Annotated in this window: 15 protein-coding genes; 8 read left to right on the forward strand and 7 right to left on the reverse strand. The window is 49.9% G+C overall.

Annotated elements, in window-relative coordinates; all coding sequences use genetic code 11:
* The first annotated feature begins 8 nt into the window (after positions 1 to 8).
* On the forward strand, positions 9 to 1,172 hold the full coding sequence (locus ACTHMC_RS26840; RefSeq protein ID WP_440418049.1) for a DUF1624 domain-containing protein: 1,164 nt from the start codon (positions 9 to 11) through the stop codon (positions 1,170 to 1,172).
* Positions 1,173 to 1,177: 5 nt separating this feature from the next.
* Positions 1,178 to 2,755 carry an N-acyl-D-amino-acid deacylase family protein gene (locus ACTHMC_RS26845; RefSeq protein ID WP_440418051.1) on the forward strand — a complete coding sequence of 526 codons (1,578 nt, stop codon included), beginning with the start codon at positions 1,178 to 1,180 and terminating at the stop codon, positions 2,753 to 2,755.
* A gap of 42 nt (positions 2,756 to 2,797) precedes the next feature.
* Here ACTHMC_RS26845 and ACTHMC_RS26850 read toward each other — a convergent pair whose 3' ends face one another.
* The 5 genes from ACTHMC_RS26850 to ACTHMC_RS26870 all read right to left on the reverse strand — a co-directional run bounded on the left by ACTHMC_RS26850 (position 2,798) and on the right by ACTHMC_RS26870 (position 9,064).
* Positions 2,798 to 4,789: an alpha-ketoacid dehydrogenase subunit alpha/beta gene (locus tag ACTHMC_RS26850; protein ID WP_440418053.1), complete on the reverse strand. Its 1,992-nt coding sequence runs from the start codon at positions 4,787 to 4,789 to the stop codon at positions 2,798 to 2,800.
* Between the two features lie 36 nt (positions 4,790 to 4,825).
* Entirely contained in the window at positions 4,826 to 5,185 is a 360-nt protein-coding gene (locus ACTHMC_RS26855; RefSeq protein WP_440418055.1) for a phage holin family protein, read from the reverse strand.
* Positions 5,186 to 5,245: 60 nt separating this feature from the next.
* On the reverse strand, positions 5,246 to 6,532 hold the full coding sequence (locus ACTHMC_RS26860) for a M16 family metallopeptidase (protein ID WP_440418057.1): 1,287 nt from the start codon (positions 6,530 to 6,532) through the stop codon (positions 5,246 to 5,248).
* A 2-nt stretch (positions 6,533 to 6,534) separates the two neighbouring features.
* Positions 6,535 to 7,773 carry a M16 family metallopeptidase gene (locus tag ACTHMC_RS26865; protein WP_440418059.1) on the reverse strand — a complete coding sequence of 413 codons (1,239 nt, stop codon included), beginning with the start codon at positions 7,771 to 7,773 and terminating at the stop codon, positions 6,535 to 6,537.
* 91 nt (positions 7,774 to 7,864) lie between these two features.
* Positions 7,865 to 9,064 carry an aspartyl protease family protein gene (locus ACTHMC_RS26870; protein WP_440418061.1) on the reverse strand — a complete coding sequence of 400 codons (1,200 nt, stop codon included), beginning with the start codon at positions 9,062 to 9,064 and terminating at the stop codon, positions 7,865 to 7,867.
* Between the two features lie 197 nt (positions 9,065 to 9,261).
* Between ACTHMC_RS26870 and mqnC the strand changes: the two genes are divergently transcribed.
* The 3 genes from mqnC (at position 9,262) to ACTHMC_RS26885 (ending at position 13,851) form a co-directional block, all read left to right on the forward strand.
* The gene (mqnC, locus tag ACTHMC_RS26875; protein WP_440418063.1) at positions 9,262 to 10,386 is read left to right on the forward strand and encodes a cyclic dehypoxanthinyl futalosine synthase; all 1,125 of its coding nucleotides are present in this window, start codon (positions 9,262 to 9,264) and stop codon (positions 10,384 to 10,386) included.
* 100 nt (positions 10,387 to 10,486) lie between these two features.
* Positions 10,487 to 13,456 (forward strand): response regulator, encoded by a 2,970-nt coding sequence (locus ACTHMC_RS26880; RefSeq protein ID WP_440418065.1) that lies wholly within the window; start codon positions 10,487 to 10,489, stop codon positions 13,454 to 13,456.
* 104 nt (positions 13,457 to 13,560) lie between these two features.
* Entirely contained in the window at positions 13,561 to 13,851 is a 291-nt protein-coding gene (locus ACTHMC_RS26885) for a hypothetical protein (protein WP_440418066.1), read from the forward strand.
* Here ACTHMC_RS26885 and ACTHMC_RS26890 read toward each other — a convergent pair.
* Positions 13,811 to 14,506, reverse strand: coding sequence for a response regulator transcription factor (locus ACTHMC_RS26890; protein WP_440418068.1), 696 nt, complete (start codon positions 14,504 to 14,506; stop codon positions 13,811 to 13,813). The genes ACTHMC_RS26885 and ACTHMC_RS26890 overlap by 41 nt on opposite strands.
* The gene (locus ACTHMC_RS26895) at positions 14,503 to 16,254 is read right to left on the reverse strand and encodes a sensor histidine kinase (RefSeq protein ID WP_440418069.1); all 1,752 of its coding nucleotides are present in this window, start codon (positions 16,252 to 16,254) and stop codon (positions 14,503 to 14,505) included. The genes ACTHMC_RS26890 and ACTHMC_RS26895 overlap by 4 nt, the downstream gene beginning before the upstream one ends.
* Before the next feature lie 129 nt (positions 16,255 to 16,383).
* Between ACTHMC_RS26895 and ACTHMC_RS26900 the strand changes: the two genes are divergently transcribed.
* From ACTHMC_RS26900 to ACTHMC_RS26910, 3 genes are all read left to right on the forward strand, one after another.
* Complete coding sequence (locus tag ACTHMC_RS26900; RefSeq protein ID WP_440418071.1) at positions 16,384 to 17,214, forward strand: GLPGLI family protein; 831 nt, start codon at positions 16,384 to 16,386, stop codon at positions 17,212 to 17,214.
* An 80-nt stretch (positions 17,215 to 17,294) separates the two neighbouring features.
* Entirely contained in the window at positions 17,295 to 18,041 is a 747-nt protein-coding gene (locus tag ACTHMC_RS26905; RefSeq protein ID WP_440418073.1) for a hypothetical protein, read from the forward strand.
* Positions 18,042 to 18,080: 39 nt separating this feature from the next.
* Positions 18,081 to 18,605 carry an N-acetyltransferase family protein gene (locus ACTHMC_RS26910; RefSeq protein ID WP_440418075.1) on the forward strand — a complete coding sequence of 175 codons (525 nt, stop codon included), beginning with the start codon at positions 18,081 to 18,083 and terminating at the stop codon, positions 18,603 to 18,605.
* Positions 18,606 to 18,665: the final 60 nt, after the last annotated feature.

Below are 18,665 nucleotides of genomic sequence, written 5' to 3' on the forward strand. Positions count from 1 at the left end.
CCTGTTTCATGCAACCACTCACAATCACCCGCAACAGGATCACCTCTATCGATCTGCTTCGCGGCATCATCATGGTGATCATGACGCTCGATCATGTTCGTGATTATTTCTCGAACATCCGCTTCAATCCCACTGACCTCACGCAAACCAGTCCCGAACTGTTCTTCACAAGATGGATCACGCATTTCTGTGCGCCCGTTTTTATGTTACTGGCCGGTACAGGAGCTTTCCTGTACGGACAGAAGAGAACGAAAAAAGAGGTATCGAAATTCCTTTTCACCAGGGGCCTGTTCCTGGTGATCGCAGAATTCACTGTCATCAGCTGGGCTTTCCATTTCAACTTCAAATATGATTTCATCCTGGCCGTAGTGATCTGGGCGCTGGGCATGTGCATGATCTTCCTCGCCGCAATGGTATGGTTACCGCTGCGCGCCATCCTGGCCATCAGCCTGGTAATGATCATCGGGCACAATGCACTGGACGGGATCGATCCGGCAAGCTTCGGTAAGTTGGGAATCATCTGGAACATATTGCATGTTCCCGGTTTCTTCCAGCTCTCCCCGGATCGCGCTTTGGTGATCAGTTATCCGCTGATCCCCTGGATCGGTGTAATGGGCGCTGGTTATGTCTTTGGAAAATATTTCCTGCTGGACAGCCAGAGAAGAAGCAGGCTTTTCATCCGCCTGGGCCTGATCATAACCGCATTATTCATCATTCTCAGATTTATCAATGTCTATGGCGAACCTCAGCGCTGGTCGGTACAGTCAACGCCACTGTATACAATACTAAGCTTTCTCAATACCACCAAGTACCCGCCATCATTGAGTTTCCTGCTGATGACGCTGGGACCGGCCATCTTTGCATTAGGATGGATGGAAAAAGCCAAAGGAGCACTCGTGAACTTCTTTATGGTGTATGGAAAAGTGCCACTGTTTTATTTCATCCTGCACATTTTCCTGATCCACCTGCTGATGGTGATTGCCGGCGTTGCTCAGGGATACGATATCGCCACTTTCCTCACTTTCGCGGGCAGTTACCCGGTAGAGTCTGGCTTTGGATTGCCGGGCGTATATGCATTCTGGGCATTGACCGTACTGCTGCTTTACTTCCCCTGCAAGTGGTACGGCCAGTTGAAAGCCGGCAGCAGCAACCCATTATTAAGTTATATCTGATCAATATGAAACTCTTATCCGGCCTTATCGTTTTGTTGTTGTCAGCAAGCGCTTATGCACAAACTTCCTGTGATATCCTGATCCGCAATGGCAAGATCATCGATGGCACCGGCAACTCCTGGTTCTATGGAGATCTCGCGGTGAAAGATGGAAAGATCCTCGCCATCGGTAAGCTCAGCAATTACCAGGCGAAGCAAACCATCGATGCACAAAAACAGGTAGTTGCGCCCGGCTTCATCGATGTGCATGGACATATCGAAAGCGGCATCTTCGAACGGCCCACTGCCGACAACTATATCTACGATGGCGTTACCACCGTGATCACCGGTAACTGCGGCAGTTCCGCCACCGATCTGCGAAAATTCTTTCAGCGTATCGACAGTTTGCATGCTTCCATCAATGTAGCTTCACTGGTTGGCCATAATACCGTCCGCGAGAAAATTATGAAACGCGATAACCGCCTTGCAACACCGGATGAACAGGCCCGTATGGACCAGCTGGTGGAAGAAGCGATGCGTGATGGAGCTGTAGGATTGTCCACCGGCCTCATTTACATTCCCGGAACTTTCGCCAATACTGCTGAAGTAGTCAGCCTCGCCAAAGCAGCGGGCCGCTTCAATGGTCTTTATGCCTCCCATATCCGCAACGAAGAGAACAGCGTGGTTGAAGCCATCAATGAAGCTATTCAGGTTGGAAAAGAAGCGAATATCCCTGTACAGATCTCGCACTTCAAAGTGAGCGGCAGAGCCAGCTGGGGCAAATCGACTATCACAGTAGACCTTATCAAAGCGGCCAGAAATGAGGGATGGGATGTTACCATCGATCAGTATCCTTACACTGCCAGCAGCACCAACCTCGGAGTGCGTTTACCCGACTGGGCACTGGCTGGTGGGCAGGACAGTGTTCGGGCAAGACTGCATAATCCGGCTATCCGGGCTGAGATCAAAAAAGGCATGCTGGAACAACTCGCCAAATACAAGTACAGAAATTACAGTTATGCTGTTGTAGCCAGTTATTCTCCCGACAGCAGTTACAATGGCAAAAGCATCACTGAGATCAATAAACTACTGGGAAGAAAACCTAAGGCGGCATGGGAAGCAGAAACCATTATGGATATGATAGAGAAAGGTGGGGCGCAGATGGTGTACCATGGCATGCATGAAGACGATGTAAAATACATCATGCAATACCCTTTCAGCATGATGGGCGCAGATGCAGGCGTTCCCGTTCCCGGCAAAGGCATGCCGCACCCGCGTGGCTATGGTACCAATGCCCGTGTGCTCGGAAGATATGTCCGGGAATTCCAGGTGATCTCTCTGGAGGAAGCCATTCGCCGGATGACCTCCCTGGCGGCCCAGAAATTCCAGCTGCCAGGCAGAGGATTGCTGAAACCTGGTATGGCAGCGGACATCGTGGTGTTTGACCCGGCAACCGTGAGCGATAAAGCCACTTTTGAAAACCCTCATCAGTATTCAACAGGGTTCAGCACCATTATCGTGAATGGAGAACCAACCCTGCTGAACGGACAACATACAGGTGCACGCAACGGCCGCCCGATCTATGGCCCGGCAAGATCTAACTGAGTTGCCTAAATGAAAATATTCCGAAGATGAAAATTACTTTAATTAATAAGCCAGGAGTTTCTGCACGCATGCATCCAGCCTCGCTTTCGCCAGGAAATTATTTTCCAGGTCGATGCTGAACGGAACAGGTGTATCCAGTGAAGCGCAACGGATCACAGGCGCATCCAATATGGAGAAACAATGCTCACTGATCCAGGCGCTGATCTCGCCGCCGATACCTCCGGTGAGCGTGTCTTCATGCAGTATCACCACTTTGCCGGACCTTTCAACGCTGGCGCGGATGGCATCATAATCCAATGGCAACAAGGTGCGAAGGTCAACAATATCCAATGATATATCCGGATGAGCAGCCGCATACTGCGTGGCCCAGTGCACGCCGCTTCCATATGTAATGATGGAAATATCTGAACCGGTCTGCACCTGTCTTGCCTTACCGATGGGCGTTTCATAATAGATATCAGGCACGCCGCCGCTCACACTTCTGTAGAGAGCTTTGTGCTCGAAGAACATTACAGGATTTGGATCGTTGATAGCTGCTATCAGCAGTCCTTTTGCATCTTCCGGAGTAGCTGGATACACCACTTTCAACCCGGGAGTATGCGTAAACCAGGCTTCATTGCTCTGGGAGTGGAAGGGCCCCGCTCCTACTCCGGCGCCCGTAGGCATCCTGATAACCACATCGGCGGCATGCCCCCAGCGGTAATGGATCTTGGCCAGGTTATTGACGATCTGGTTGAAGCCCACTGACACAAAATCCGCGAACTGCATCTCCACCATGCCTTTGTATCCTTCCAGGCTCAGGCCCAGTGCGATGCCGACAATGGCACTTTCGCAGATCGGAGTGTTGCGCACGCGCGCCTTTCCGTATTTTTCAACGAAGCCTTCCGTTATCTTGAAAGCACCGCCATACTCCGCAATATCCTGCCCCATCAGAACGAGGTTGGGATGTTGCTGCATGCTCTGGTCAAGACCTTCCTTAACGGCATCTATCAAACGAAGTTCCTTTTTGTTCTCATCATCGGCCAATCCCACATCGGGAACATCGGTATCCGGGACCGGGGCATACACGTCAGCCAGCTCACGTTCAGTGCTTACCTGAACGGGAGAAGACTCCTGCGCCATGGCCAGTTCCACTTCAATGTATTCTTTTATGTTCTCCCTGATGCGGCCGATCCTTTCTTCGTCCAGTACATGTTCCTGCAGTAGCCACTGTTCAAATGTTTTTACAGGATCTTTCTTCTCCCATTCTTCAAACAGGTGTGGTGGCACATATTTGGTGCCGCTGGCCTCTTCATGGCCGCGCATGCGGAAAGTTTCGCATTCTATGAGATAGGGCTTCTGTTCGCGGATACAATATTCGCGAACCCCTTTGATGGTATCATATACTGAAAGGATATTATTGCCGTCGATCTTTACGCCCCCCATGCCATAACCGCGGGCGCGGTCAACTAGGTCTTTGCAGCGGTACTGCTCAGACACCGGCGTACTTAGACCGTAGCCATTATTTTCGATGAGGAAGATCACGGGCAGGTCCCATACTGCCGCGGTATTGAGGGCTTCGTGAAAATCGCCTTCACTGGTGCCGCCTTCACCGGAGAAAGCCAGCGAGACTTTCTGTTCGCCTTTGAGTTTGGCCGCCAGCGCCACCCCGGCGGCAATGGCCAGCTGAGGCCCCAGGTGACTGATCATGCCACAGATATGATGGTCCTTATTACCGAAATGGAAACTTCTTTCGCGCGCATTACTGTATCCGTCCTGACTTCCCTGCCATTGTTTGAAGAGTTTGCTCAACGGCATATGACGGGAGGTGAATACACCGAGATTACGATGCAGCGGCATGACCCATTCATCAGGTTGCAAAGCCAGGGTGGCACCCACGGCAATAGCTTCCTGTCCGATACCACTGAACCATTTCGAAATGCGTCCCTGCCGTAATAATACCAGCATCTTTTCTTCAATCATCCGCGGGAGCAACAGGCTTCTGTAAAATTGGATCAATTGTTCATTGCCCAGGTCTTTGCGATCGAATTGCATACGGCATACAAATATGGGAGGTGAAAGGAGTATTGATTACCGGTCGTCTCTTTCTCTGGCCGGACTGTCTTCCTTGTACAACAGGGATGTTGATACAGATAACAGCAGCGAGAACAACAGCGCCCACCAGAAGCCATCCACTACAAAACCCGGCACAACTTCTCCGGCGAGCAATATGATACAGGCATTGATCACAAACAGGAACAACCCGAATGTGAACAAGGTGATCGGAAGTGTAAGCAGAATGAGAACAGGTTTCAGAATAGCATTCAGTATCGCCAGGACTATCGCCACGGCAATAGCAGTCCAGAATGACTTCACATGAACGCCACTCAGAATATACGAAAGCCCGAACGTGAGAACAGAAGTAACAACTATCCGCATGATAAATCTCATAACTGCCAATTTACATCCGGAAGTTAAGTTAGCAATTATTCCGATATCACCTTCAGCTTTTTAGATCACTACCAGTTCGTAGAAATCATCGGGTTGCAGGTAGGTGTTGGCCAGTTCCTGCAATTCTTTGGCAGTAATACTTCTTATCACCTGCAGGCTCTGGTAGAAGTAAGCTTCATCAACGCCGTTAAGGATCATGTTCTTCCAGCGACCGATCACCTGGAACGGACCATCGAGATCGCCCAGCACAGTTCCGATGATGAAGTTGCGGGTCATCATCAGTTCTTCTTCATCCACTTCTTCTTCACGGAGCAATTCCATTTCGTTGTAGATTTCCTGCACGGTGGCTTCTGCAACATCCCGGCCGGCTTCTGTGGTGATCATCCAGCCGCTCTCGTGCACAAAATTGAGGAGGTAACTGTAGATACCGTAGGTGTAACCCTTGTCTTCACGGATATTGCCCATCAGCCTGGATCCGAAGAAGCCGCCCAGCACGTTGTTGAGCACCTGCGCCTTCTGAAAGTCAGGATGGTGACGGTTGGGGAAAGGACGAAGCAGGCGGATGGCAGCCTGCACGCCATTAGGGTCATTTATGATCCTGTATTTTTTCTGGGTGGCCGGCTCAATTCTATGTTCCACTGCAACCACGGTTTCGCGGTGTTTGCGAACGGGCAGGGAACCAAAGTATTTTTCAAACTCGCCGATCATATCATCAGGCAGCTTGCCTGCAGCAAAGATCACGAGCCTTCCTTTTTTGTAGTATTCATCATAGAAGTCAACCAGGTCCTGGCGGTTGAGCGCTTCATAATCTTCGGCATTATTGTATTTGCCGTAGGGGTGCTTCTCACCAAAGAGATAGGAATCGATCAGCCTTCCAGCCACAAACTCACTTTTCTGCAGGTTCACCTTCAGCCTTTGCAGGGAGTTCTGTTTGTAGATGGCCAGCTCTTCTTCGGGGAAGGTAGCATCCGTCATCATTTCCGCTATCACCGGGATCAGCGCGTGCACATGCTTGTTAAGACAGTGAAGGGTGATCTCAGATGTTTCAGTGTAGCAACTGCGGTTAACATAAGCACCGTAGTAATCGAAATGTTCATTGATCTCAAAGGCAGTGCGGCCCGAAGTTCCATTCTTCATCAGGAAGTTGGTGGCGGATGCCAGTGATTTCTTTTTCTCATACCAGGCGCCGGCGTAGAATACCCAGCTGATCTGCAGGGTATCTTCACTGCCCATGTTGAGAGAATATACTTCAACACCATTGCTGAGCACATGGTGGTCGCAACGCGGCAGCACCAGTTCAAAGTCAACGGCATCTTTTATAGGAGGAGCGATAGTTCTGTTCGGCATAATTAGAGTTTACTGTAATAACAAAGAGTACTGCTGTTGTTCACATCAAAATAACGGCGGCTGTACTGGAGCACATCATCAACCGTTACTGAGAAATATTTCTCACGGTCGCGGTTGAAGAGAGAAGCATCACCCAGCAGCTCGTAGAATGCCAGGTTATTGCAACGCGTCATCACGCTCATGTCCTCAAAGGCAATGGCAGACTCGGTTTTGTTTTTCACCTTCGTGAGCTCTTTTTCGGTTATCCCTTCACGTTTGAGTTTTTCCAGTTCTTCTTCGATGGCCGCTTCCGCATCTTCCATCTTCACTCCCTTCACCAGTTTGCCTTCAATGGTCAGCAGGCCTTTGTCCACGGTGCCGAAATGATAGCATTCGATATTGCTGAACAGTTTCTTTTCTTTTACAAGTGCCTGGAACAGGCGGGATGATCCGCCACCACCGAGCACTTCCGTGATGAGGTCGGCCACGTAGTAACCATGGCTGAGGCGCTCATCCATATGGTATACCTTATAGATGGCATCCAGCGGTACGTCTGCATGTACAATCTCCCTGCGGGGCGCCGTCTGTACAGGCTCTGCAGGAGTCTGGCGATCCCATTTCTTACCGGCTGGGATATCACCGAACCATTTCTCTGCCAGCTCACGCACCTGTGCTGTTTTTACTTTTCCACCCACCACCATGATGGCATTGGATGGATTGTAATGTTCCGCAAAGAAAGCCTTCACATCTTCGAGGGTAGCGTTTTCAATATGCGAGAGTTCCTTTCCGATGGTGAGCCAGCGGTAAGGATGCACTTTGTAAGCCATTTCGCGGAGCTTGAACCAGACATCGCCGTAGGGTTTGTTGATATAATGCTCTTTGAATTCTTCACTCACCACTTTTCGTTGCACATCCAGGCTTTTTTCATCGAAGGCCAGGGAGAGCATGCGGTCGCTTTCCAGCCAGAAGGCAGTCTCGATATTTTCGGCCGGCAGCTGCACGTAATAGTTGGTGAGGTCGTTGCTGGTATAGGCATTGTTTTCGCCGCCTGCCATCTGGAGGGGCGTTTCATAATCTTCTATATTGATGGAGCCCCCGAACATCAGGTGCTCAAACAGGTGGGCGAATCCGGTCTTATCTGGATTTTCATCCTTAGCTCCCACGTCGTACATAACGTTCACAACAGCCATGGGAGTGGTATTGTCTTCGTGTACGATCACCCGCAGACCGTTGGGAAGCGTGAATTTCTCAAAATGTATCATGTGTCTTTTCTTCTTTATCCTTTATGAGGAAGGGCAAATTAACGACAGAAAGTACAATTTTGGACTCTCTATTGTTCGAAAAGCTTCGATATTATCGGCCGGTGAGGATGTTTTTGACCTTGAGGGTGAGCACCACAGGCCCCTGTTCCCGCAGAACAAGCACTTTCAGCTTCTCGCCGGGGCTCTGAAGCAGGTTCTTGTAAGCCTGGATATTTTTACTGAAGTTATTGCCTACGGCCAGCACTATATCGCCGGGCAGGAAGCCTGCCGTCTCTGCCGGCGAGCCGGGCATAATGTCCACAATCTGGATCTCCCCATCCAGCAGGTACATGCCCAGGCCGGTATAAGAGTAATCGAAAACATCTTTGAAATGGCTGTTGGGCGTCATGTAGATATGACGGTGCTCGTAATTGATGATAAGGTTGAAACGGCGCAGCAGGTCATTGCCCACCAATCCTCCCAGGTATGGGTAGGAAGTTACATTGAATTCGTCCTCAAAAATATAAGTAGGTACATTCCTGAATTTGTAAGGTCCCAGGCGAACCTGTTTGATCACACCCTGCCGCATCGGGGCCTTGCCGCCCAATCCTTCGGCCTGGGTGGCATACCAGCGGCGGCGGGTCTTTACCAGGGCGCTGTCCTGTACAAAATCAGAAGAAAGGAGCAGGCACATACCGGCGCCCGTATCAAAGTAGAAACGGGACGCGATCTCTTTTGCATCCCTCACTTCTGTTTGAAGGATGGGAATATTCACCAGCAGGGTCTTGAGCACAAAGCCCCCTTTCGGGTATTTGATAGCCCCCCTGGTAAGCACATATATTTTGGAACTGTCGTAATCTATCTTGATGATATACCGGTTGAGGAAGCTGTAACCGATGATGCCATCTATCTTTTCGCCATAGGCACTGGTAAGCACCGTATAATCATTCACGTGAAAGTTAAGGCTGTCGACCTTCAGCCCGGGCAGTTGAAGGCTCTGGTTGTACACGAACCTGACCTGCCTGATGCCTGCAATGCCGCGGATGGTGCGGTCGCTCATGGTAGTGGGGATCTGAAGCGAGTCAACTGTGGTGGAATCCAGCGAAATGCCGCCGCTGCCGGTATCGAGAATGAAATTGAGTGTATCGGGAAAGTTGGCAAATTTAGCTTTCACAGTTATGATGCCCCCGGTAAGCAGCCTGAAAGGAAATGCTGCGATCTCACGGGCCGGCGGACCTGTCAGGATCTCCTGGGCAGGGAGGGAACTCCTGATAAGGGTTAAAAGCAGCACAATGGTGGCAAGACGTTGCATGCAGCTAGTTTAATCAATTTCCCGGGTTGTTTATCTTATTATCGACGAACTACAGGCTGCGCCTGCCATATGACAGCGAGTCTGCGCCGGGCCTGAAGCAATCTGTAGTAAGTTAATCGAATTTAAGATACCATGGGTTGCCGCCGATGTAAAATAAATACTCCCCGAATGCGTACTTTTGTGTTTCAATAGTTCCTATGCACCTACAAGATTTGTATCAGAAGGCCCTGAACTTTGAGTTTCTGACCATTGAAGAAGGAATGATGCTGTTTGAAGAAGCACCCCTGTCAGACCTCATGTTCGTAGCGGATGAGCTCCGTAAGAAACAGGTGCCGCACGGTAAGGTAACCTGGCAGATAGACCGGAATGTGAACACCACCAACGTGTGTACCGCCAATTGCAAGTTCTGCAACTTCTACCGTATTCCCGGTCATGCAGACGCTTACATTACAGATATCGACACTTATAAAAAGAAGATCGAGGAAACCATCCGCTGGGGAGGTGATCAGTTGCTGCTGCAGGGCGGCCACCATCCGGCACTGGGGCTTCAGTTCTATGTTGATCTCTTCAGACAGCTGAAACAACTCTATCCAAACATCAAGCTCCACACGCTCGGGCCACCCGAAGTGGCGCATATCACCAAGCTGGAAAAATCCACGCACCGCGAAGTGCTTACGGCTTTGAAAGAAGCCGGGATGGACAGCCTGCCCGGCGCAGGAGCAGAGATACTGGTAGACCGTGTACGCAGACTGATCTCCAAAGGGAAATGCGGATCACAGGAATGGCTGGATATCATGGCAGAAGCACACCAGCTGGATATCACCACATCCGGCACTATGATGTTCGGTCACGTGGAAACGCTCCGCGAAAGATTTGAACACCTGGTGAAGATCCGTGAAGTACAAAGCCGCAAACCCGCTACGGCCAATGGTTTCCTGGCATTCATTCCCTGGACCTTCCAGGATGTTGACACCCTGCTCACCCGCATCCGCGGTGTGCAGAACCTCACCACTCCTGATGAATATATCCGCATGATCGCTATCAGCCGAATCATGCTGCCCAATGTGAAGAATATCCAGGCTTCCTGGCTTACTGTTGGTAAGAAAACAGCGCAGATCTGTCTGCATGCCGGCGCCAATGATTTCGGCAGCATCATGCTTGAAGAGAATGTGGTAAGTGCCGCCGGCGCGCCGCATCGCTTCACGTACAAGAGCATCCAGGATGCCATTGCAGAAGCAGGCTTTGTCCCTCAGCTGAGAACACAGAAGTACCAGTTCAGGGAAATGCCCGCAGTGATTGAAGAACAGGTGATCAATTATTAAGCGGAGCGTGCCCGGTCGCTCGCGTCCCCGCGAGTGACCGGGCACACCCGAAGTATATATTACGGTTAAGGCTTGAATAGTTGCACATAAACCAATGCTTATGTCAACGCGCCTGCCTATTGCCCCACACCGTAAACCATTGCGTATTGTACTGGCCATCCTGGCCGGCCTGCTGCTATGTGTTTTCCTATACACCTCGCTGTTTGCTCCTCCCGCTCAAGGATATGCGTACCTCCTATGGCTGCTGGGAGCACTCTCCTGCCTCATCATCATCATACTTGACCTTTTTGTTGCTGCCCGGAAACAGCTGATCACAAAAGTTCAGCAGGAAAAAGCCATCGATGGCCTCTCCTATGCCATGAGCTTCGGATGGATGGGCAGCTGGAAAGTGAACCTGCTCACCAACGAGATTACCCTCAGCAAGGAATTCATGACCCTGCTGGGCGAAGACCCTGTTGAAACCACCATGCCCTTTTCCACCTATATGGACAAATACATCGTCCCAGAATCACATGAGCAGATCAGGGAAAGCATGGGCATGGCCATGCAGAACAGGGATAACCCGGAGCATGAAGCCAGTTTCGATCATCCTGTCCGCAAGCGTAATGGCAACATCGCACATATCTTTGTACGGGCGCGGATCATGAGCAAAAACGAAGCCTTCGGCATCGCCCGCGATATCACCGATCTCAAAAATGCAGAAACAGCACTGGCCCTGAAAGAAAAGCGTTTCCGCCTCCTGGCAGAATATTCAGATGATATCATTTCAGAACATAAGCCCAACAGCGAATTCGTTTATATATCTCCGTCAGTAAAAAAGATCCTGGGCTACTCACCCGAAGAGATCGAAGGGCGCACCGTGCTTGAATTCCTGCACCCCGCCGATATCCATAAGTTCGCCCCATCCAGCCAGTACCTGGATGTTCTCGAAACCCGCGACAACCTGATCGTACGCTACCGTATGCGAACCAAACAAGGCGGTTACACCTGGCTGGAAAGCATCGTAAAGCCTATTAAAACTGAAGGCAGGATAACAGGCGTGATTTCCACCTCCCGCGATATCACTGAGAGAAAGATCTATGAGGACGAAGTGAAGCAGAATAAAGAGCTGCTGCGCACCGTGATAGATTCAACGCCCGACTGGATCTTTATCAAAGACAATGATTTCAGGTTCCGCCTCGTGAACCAGGGCTTCGCAAATGCCATGAACCGGCAACCCGAAGAGTTCATCGGCAAAACCGATCTCGAAATAGGTTTCCCTATCGAAGCCGTAATGGGCGATAAAGAAAAAGGAACACCTGGCTTTCATGAAGATGACGCACAGGTGCTGGAAACCGGTAAGAGCAAAATGGTGATTGAAGAATCGTACATCCTCAGTGGACGCCGTGTGACCATGAGCGTTGTAAAAGTTCCTGTGCTGGATAGCGACAAAAAAAGAGTGACGGGCATCCTGGGTTATGCCCACGACATCTCCGATCTCATAGAAGCCAGGAATATTGCAGAGCAGGCAAACCTTGCCAAAAGCAGCTTCATGGCCAATATGAGCCACGAATTGCGTACTCCCATGAATGGCATCATCGGTTTCACGGACCTGCTTCTCACCACCCAGCTGCAATCCTCCCAATATGAGTATTTACTCAACGTCAAAAATTCAGCATACGGACTGCTTGAGATCATCAACGATATTCTCGAATTCTCCCGCATTGAATCCGGCAAACTGCAGATAGATCATGTGCAGTTCCCACTGGATGTACTGGTGCAGGAAAGTGTGGACATCCTCACGGTGAAAGCGCATGAGAAGAACCTGGAAGTGATCTGTCATATTGATCCAGACCTGCCTTCGCAGTTCATGGGCGACCCCACCCGGATCAGGCAGGTATTGGTGAACCTGTTGGGCAATGCAATCAAGTTCACACCCGCCGGCGAGATTTTCATCTCCCTCATCATCGGAAGAGGAATACATGTAGAAGCCGGGAAGAAGATCATGGACATCCTGCTTTCCGTACAGGATACCGGCATTGGCATTTCTGAAGCGCACCTGTCACGGATCTTTGAAAGCTTCACACAGGCCGATGTTGCCACCACGCGTAACTACGGCGGCACGGGGCTTGGCCTCACTATCAGCAAGAGCCTCGCCACCATGATGGGAGGCGACATCACCGTTGCCAGTGAGCCTGGCAGGGGCAGCACCTTCAGCCTTGTATTACCACTGGAAGTAGTGGATGAAATGCCGAATTCACACGGAACTGAAAAACCACCACTCCGTAAAGTGCTGGTAATAGACGATAACAGCACCAACCGCTGGCTGATGCAGGAGATCCTCCGCCATTACAGTATCAGTTGCGAAACAGCTTCAGGCGCCAAAGAAGCACTTGCCATACTGGACCGCATGCAGCAAAACCAGGAGCCGCTTGACCTGATCATCACCGATCATCATATGCCGGAAATGAATGGCATTCAGCTGGTGCAGGAAATGCGCAGGAAGCTCGGCACAATTAGCCAGCCCACTATCCTCATGCTCTCCAGCATAGAAAAAAATGAGCACCTGGAAGAAGCCAATGCACTGGGCATCGACCGCTTCCTCACCAAACCGGTGAAAATGCATGAGCTCTATGAACTGCTCTGTTCCATTTTCAATACAGGTTATGAACGTAAAGTATCCCAGGCCAAAGTGGAGAGCACACTGAAGAAAGGAAATGGCGCATCAATCATGGTAGTAGAGGATGAACCCGTCAACATGATGCTGATCACGGAAATACTGGCAAAGATGGGCTTCCAGGTGATGCAGGCAAAGAACGGGAAAGAAGCCATCCTGATGCTGGAAAACGCCAAACCTGCGCTGATCTTCATGGATGTGAATATGCCCGAAATGGATGGATATGCCACCACCCGGCGTATCCGCGCCACACCCGGCCCCAATCAGGGGGTGCCTATTATTGCCCTCACCGCCGATGCCATGGATGGCGATAAGGAAAACTGCCTCCGCAACGGCATGGATGATTACCTGAGCAAACCTTTCCGGCTGGAAGACCTGATGGAATTGCTGAAAAGCAGGGAGTTACTGAGCTGAAATCAATTTTGAAGTGCCCAGATACTTCTGCAGTGCCCGGTCGCTCGCGTCCCCGATACAACGCCCGGCATATTTCTTGCGTCTTATTGGCAAACAATCCGCAAATGAACCGTTCCGGTCTGCCTTCACTGGGCCTCTGCATTTTAATGGATTTCCTGGGATACATCAGCTATGCCATCCCCGGACTGGGTGAATTCAGCGATATCATCTGGGCCCCCATATCTGCGTTCATTTTCTTCAGGATGTTCGGAGGATGGAAAGGCGCATTCGGTGGGATCTTCAACTTCGTAGAGGAGCTCATGCCCGGCCTCGATTTCATCCCCAGCTTTACCATCATGTACTTCTGGCAGCGCGCTAACCGCCCACTGCAAACCGGTATCCAACGCCCTTTATAGTGATGATGCTGAGCCGCTCATCGTCCCGCAGATAACTGCGCAGCTTGGTGATGTAAACATCCAGGTTCCTGGAGTTGAAGAAAGAATCGTTGCCCCATAATAAATTCAGGATCTCACGCCGGTCGATGATACGGTCGCGGTGCGCATACAGTAGTCGCAGCAGTTCGCTTTCCCGGAAACTCAGCTTACGTTCATCAGTACCCGAAACAAGTGTCTGGCGCACGAAATGGAAATGATATTTTCCGATGCTCACCTGTTCCGTTGGTTCTTCAACCACTCTGGAGGCACGCTTGCTCTTCATCACATTTTCTATTCTTACAATCAGCTCTTCCATGCTGAAAGGCTTGCGGATATAATCGTTACCACCCAGCGAAAAACCTTTCACAAGATCGGCCGTTTGTGTTTTTGCAGTCAGAAATATGATCGGGATCTGCTCATTGCTTTCCCGGATAGAAGAAGCGAGGGTAAAGCCATCCACACCGGGCAGCATCACATCCAGCACACAGATATCGGGGTTGGTATTATGAAACAATTCCATTACATGGGCTCCATCGCTTTCCATCACCACATGATAGCCCCTGCTCTCCAGGCTTTCTTTTACGATCTTGCCCAGGAAAAGTTCATCTTCTACATACAATATGGTGCAGGGTGTCATAAGGTGTCTGGTAATTGGATGATGAAACTGCTGCCTTCGCCGGGCTCACTCACCACTTCAATACTTCCCCTGTGCCGCTCCACCACATAGGCCACGTAACTGAGGCCCAGTCCGTATCCTTTTACATTATGGGTATTGCCGGAAGGCACACGGAAGAATTTATCGAACACTTTTTTCTGATAAGCGGAAGCGATTCCCACACCGTTATCGGAAACTATCAATTGAATTCCCTTATCATTTCGGTTAATGATCACAGTTATAGAAGGCGATTCACCGCTGTACTTCAGGGCATTGTCGAGCAGGTTGAAGATCACACTGGTGAGATGCAGCCTGTCTGCGTTGATGGTAAGATCTTCACCTTCCGCGTGCAGCTGCACGGAAGCTTTCGCCTTCTCAAACTGCAGGCGCATACTTGCCATCACTTCTTCAGCCAGCTGACTAAGATCGAAACGCTCCGTTTTTAAATCCACCTGGTGCTTCTCAAACATTGACAGGCGCAGCACTTTGTCAACCAGTAACGACAGGCGCTGAAGCTCACTGTTGGATATATCCAGATATTCCTCTGTTCTTCTCGGATCATCCATTGCATGGAAATTCTTCAATGCCTCGATGGCCACACTCACAGTAGCGATTGGTGTTTTGAGCTCATGAGTGATATTACTGATCAGGTCATTCTTGAACTGGGTAAGCCTTCGCTGCTTCACCAGGTTGCGATAGAGCAACACAAAACTGAAGCTGGTGAGTGCAATCAATAACAGGGATAGCGCTATCTGCGGAGAGAGTTTACGGATGATATACCTGAACGTATCATGAAGCTCATAACGCAGATAATAATTACTGGCGTACCCCATCAGCAGTTCATTGGTGCGCGTGGGATCTATCAACTCTCCGGGCTGTCGCTCACTCACAGAATCTTTGATGATAGTGTAATTTACTTTCAGCGACTCCTTATCCAGTGCTGTACGGTAGCGTTTGTTCAGCTCTGCCATGGACAGCGTGTCTTTCAGGGAGTCCACCCGCTGCAACAGGTTGCGGAATGTACCGTCTTCCATGAGACGGGTAAGCACCATATAATCTTTCACACTATCTTTTGACACATTCATGGAAATCTTTCCCGGCCTTGCATTGCCGGATGATTTTGCCCTGGTGGCAGGTATGCTGTTCTCAATGGTGATGGCGCTCACAGAACCCTTCAATGGAGATCTGGTTTTGATCAACATTTCCTTGTTGGTAGCCATTGAGATCGTGATGGCGGAATCAGGGATCTCACCCTCGGATGATTTCACGCTTTTTCTGATATGGATGGCACGGATCCTTTCCGGCGACACGGAGTCTATTGCTATGAATGTAGCGTTGGCAGGAACTGAGTCTCCCCGGAGATTTATTCGCTCCTGAAGCCTTATCTTCTGAAAGTTTGGATCCGGCGGGATATTGGTGACCACCATCTCATCGGCTGGATGTGGCTCAAGCGTTGCCATGGGAGTGGCTCCTGCTGTTTCCGGCATCCTGGACGCTACATTCACAGGCATCCCTTTTGCTGCCCTGGCCCATACCCGCACATTGGTATCCTGCTTGAGCGTTTCCGCCTGCAGGCGGTAGGCCACACTGCGAAAAAGCACGCTGGTGCGGATTGTCAACGTATTTTCCTCTTCCTGGTAATTCTTGTACATCCAATAACCCTGAAAGGCAATGATGGCCAGGATGGCCATTACCATTAAGATCACGGGAATATTGATGCGTTTGCTCATGCCTTACAAATGTAAAGTTTCCGGCATTCCACCGGAAAAAGCATTAACCTTAATTAACATTAAACAAAACATCATTAACCTGAAAGCGACTGGCGGTACAATAGCTTTGGTCCAATAAATCAAAGCCACATGACAAAATATGCTCTTCCCATCTTTACAGTGCTTGCCCTTCAGTTTTTGAATACGGCCACGGCACAGAACAACGCCCCTCTCAAACAGGGCCGGGTGGTGTATGAACAACAGATCAAAGGAGGAACCGCCACGCTCAATATCAACGGGAATACACAAACCGTAAACCGGCCCGACAGAACGCTCCGCATGGAAGTATTGTTCACGCAGGAAGAATCGCTGCGCAGGCAACTCGAATCAAACGAAAGACCGGAAGTGGAAATGGCAGGGCCCGGTGATATGCCTTCAACCGTTGGCACAGTACGGGTGATTGGCAGTTTCATGAGCGAAGCTGCCATCTGGCACAATTTCACAGAAGCACGCAAAGTGGAACAACGGGAATCGGCCGGTAAGAAATTCCTGGTACAGGACTCCATCCGGAAGAATACCTGGAAGCTGACAGGCGAAACCAAAACCATTCTCGGTTATACCTGCCAGAAAGCTGTTACGAGAACACCTGTGAAATCATTCAATATGCAGATGCAGGACGGCCAGATGAAACGAACCGAAAAATGGGACACCATCGATGTTACAGTCTGGTTTGCACCCGCCATTACCATTCCCGCAGGGCCCGACTACCAGGGCCAGCTTCCGGGACTGATACTTGAAACGGAATCCCGCAATGGCAGCAATATCGTTCGTGCCGTGGAGATCTCAGACAAAGTAAAAATTACCGAGATCAAAGAACCGAAAACCGGTAAAAAAGTAACACAGGCCGAGTACATGAAAGAAGTAGAAGAGAGCCAGAAGCAAATGATGGAACGCATGCGACCTGCCAGGGCAGCTTTCTGATGACACAACTTTTTCCATCCATTCATATAATTCTCATGCAGTAGTTTCAACTCATCCGTATTTTAGCAGAAACCTACTTCATGAGAATTCTTTATACATTGATCCTGCTCACCGGAACGCTCTCCGTTACTGCGCAGGTGGATACCATCAACGCCAGGAACAACCGCCTGTTGATCGACAGATTGAAAGAAGGCACAGCAAAATATCTTGTTTATAATACTGACAGCCTCACGGGCATTGTAACCGCCTCCGATATCTGGGAGCGTTCCATCACATTTGGAGTACTGTCCGGAAGCAACCAGGCAGTTACCCTTTTTGAATGGAAATGGTACCGCAACGAATCGCTTTTCCGGCATGTAAAAGCGGTGAGCGACCGTAAGACGCTCGCGCCTATCTCCGAGAACACCCTTTTCAAAGGATTTGCTTTTGCCGGTTACCGGTTCGACAATGGCTTTCTCACGCCAGACAGTACCCTGCAGGGCAACCGGGTGAACAAGACCATGAAAGTGCCGCTCACACCTGCCGTATTCAACTGGGAGCTGGATATGGAAACCTTCTCCACACTCCCCATCAACAGTGTTGGTCAAAAGTTTGCTATCGCGTTTATGGACCCGAACAATCCAACACCGAATTATTATTTGTACGAAGTGGCCGGTACCGAAAACCTGGCATTGAATAAAGAAGTGAGCATCAAATGCTGGTTGCTGAAGATCAATTATGGCAACGGGGCATATGCGCAATTCTGGATCAGCCAGCAGAGTAATGAAGTACTGAAAATGCGGGAATATTTTAACGGATCTTACAGATATAAGGTTAAATTGTACTGATCCGGAATACCGGTCAGCTACATTATTAAACCTTGTTTCATGCAACCTTATCCTTTGCTTATCCGAATAGCCGGAGAAGCAGACATTACACTGTTATGCAATCTCGCCAGGCAGACCTTTCTGGATGCCTTTGGAAAACTGAATGATCCTGAAGACAACCAGGCATTCATCGATGAACATTTCACCCCGGAAAATATCAGGGCAGCCCTGCAGACGCCGGGCACTGTTTTCCTGCTGGCATTCAAAGACCAGCAGCCAGCAGGTTACGCCAAATTATCCGATCATGAAGTACCTCCGGCGTTGCGGAAACTGTCTCCGCTCAAAATGGAAAAAATGTATTTTCTGAAACCCTTTACCGGCAAGGGATTCGGAGAACAGTTATACCTTTACTGCAGCAAGTGGGCAGCCAGTAACGGGTATTCGCATATCTGGCTCATTGTATGGGACAGGAATATGCCTGCCATCCGCTTTTACGACCGGCTTGGATTCACTCCCTTCGGGCAGGATGTATTGATGGTAGGAAGCGATGTACAGATGGCCATAATGATGCAAAAGAAAATCTGAACCATTTCTGAAAGACGCTGTTATAGCATGCCCGCGCCCGGCCAAAACCTATCAATGCGG

The organism is Pseudobacter sp. (assembly GCF_051955275.1).
Taxonomy (GTDB): domain Bacteria; phylum Bacteroidota; class Bacteroidia; order Chitinophagales; family Chitinophagaceae; genus Pseudobacter.

What these genes read in the sequence shown, in the direction of transcription:
- ACTHMC_RS26840 (WP_440418049.1), top strand. Translation starts at nt 9, where the DNA reads ATGCAACCACTCACAATCACCCGCAACAGGATCACCTCTATCGATCTG.
- ACTHMC_RS26845 (WP_440418051.1), top strand. Translation starts at nt 1,178, where the DNA reads ATGAAACTCTTATCCGGCCTTATCGTTTTGTTGTTGTCAGCAAGCGCT.
- ACTHMC_RS26850 (WP_440418053.1), bottom strand. Translation starts at nt 4,789, where the DNA reads ATGCAATTCGATCGCAAAGACCTGGGCAATGAACAATTGATCCAATTT.
- ACTHMC_RS26855 (WP_440418055.1), bottom strand. Translation starts at nt 5,185, where the DNA reads ATGAGATTTATCATGCGGATAGTTGTTACTTCTGTTCTCACGTTCGGG.
- ACTHMC_RS26860 (WP_440418057.1), bottom strand. Translation starts at nt 6,532, where the DNA reads ATGCCGAACAGAACTATCGCTCCTCCTATAAAAGATGCCGTTGACTTT.
- ACTHMC_RS26865 (WP_440418059.1), bottom strand. Translation starts at nt 7,773, where the DNA reads ATGATACATTTTGAGAAATTCACGCTTCCCAACGGTCTGCGGGTGATC.
- ACTHMC_RS26870 (WP_440418061.1), bottom strand. Translation starts at nt 9,064, where the DNA reads ATGCAACGTCTTGCCACCATTGTGCTGCTTTTAACCCTTATCAGGAGT.
- mqnC (WP_440418063.1), top strand. Translation starts at nt 9,262, where the DNA reads ATGCACCTACAAGATTTGTATCAGAAGGCCCTGAACTTTGAGTTTCTG.
- ACTHMC_RS26880 (WP_440418065.1), top strand. Translation starts at nt 10,487, where the DNA reads ATGTCAACGCGCCTGCCTATTGCCCCACACCGTAAACCATTGCGTATT.
- ACTHMC_RS26885 (WP_440418066.1), top strand. Translation starts at nt 13,561, where the DNA reads ATGAACCGTTCCGGTCTGCCTTCACTGGGCCTCTGCATTTTAATGGAT.
- ACTHMC_RS26890 (WP_440418068.1), bottom strand. Translation starts at nt 14,506, where the DNA reads ATGACACCCTGCACCATATTGTATGTAGAAGATGAACTTTTCCTGGGC.
- ACTHMC_RS26895 (WP_440418069.1), bottom strand. Translation starts at nt 16,254, where the DNA reads ATGAGCAAACGCATCAATATTCCCGTGATCTTAATGGTAATGGCCATC.
- ACTHMC_RS26900 (WP_440418071.1), top strand. Translation starts at nt 16,384, where the DNA reads ATGACAAAATATGCTCTTCCCATCTTTACAGTGCTTGCCCTTCAGTTT.
- ACTHMC_RS26905 (WP_440418073.1), top strand. Translation starts at nt 17,295, where the DNA reads ATGAGAATTCTTTATACATTGATCCTGCTCACCGGAACGCTCTCCGTT.
- ACTHMC_RS26910 (WP_440418075.1), top strand. Translation starts at nt 18,081, where the DNA reads ATGCAACCTTATCCTTTGCTTATCCGAATAGCCGGAGAAGCAGACATT.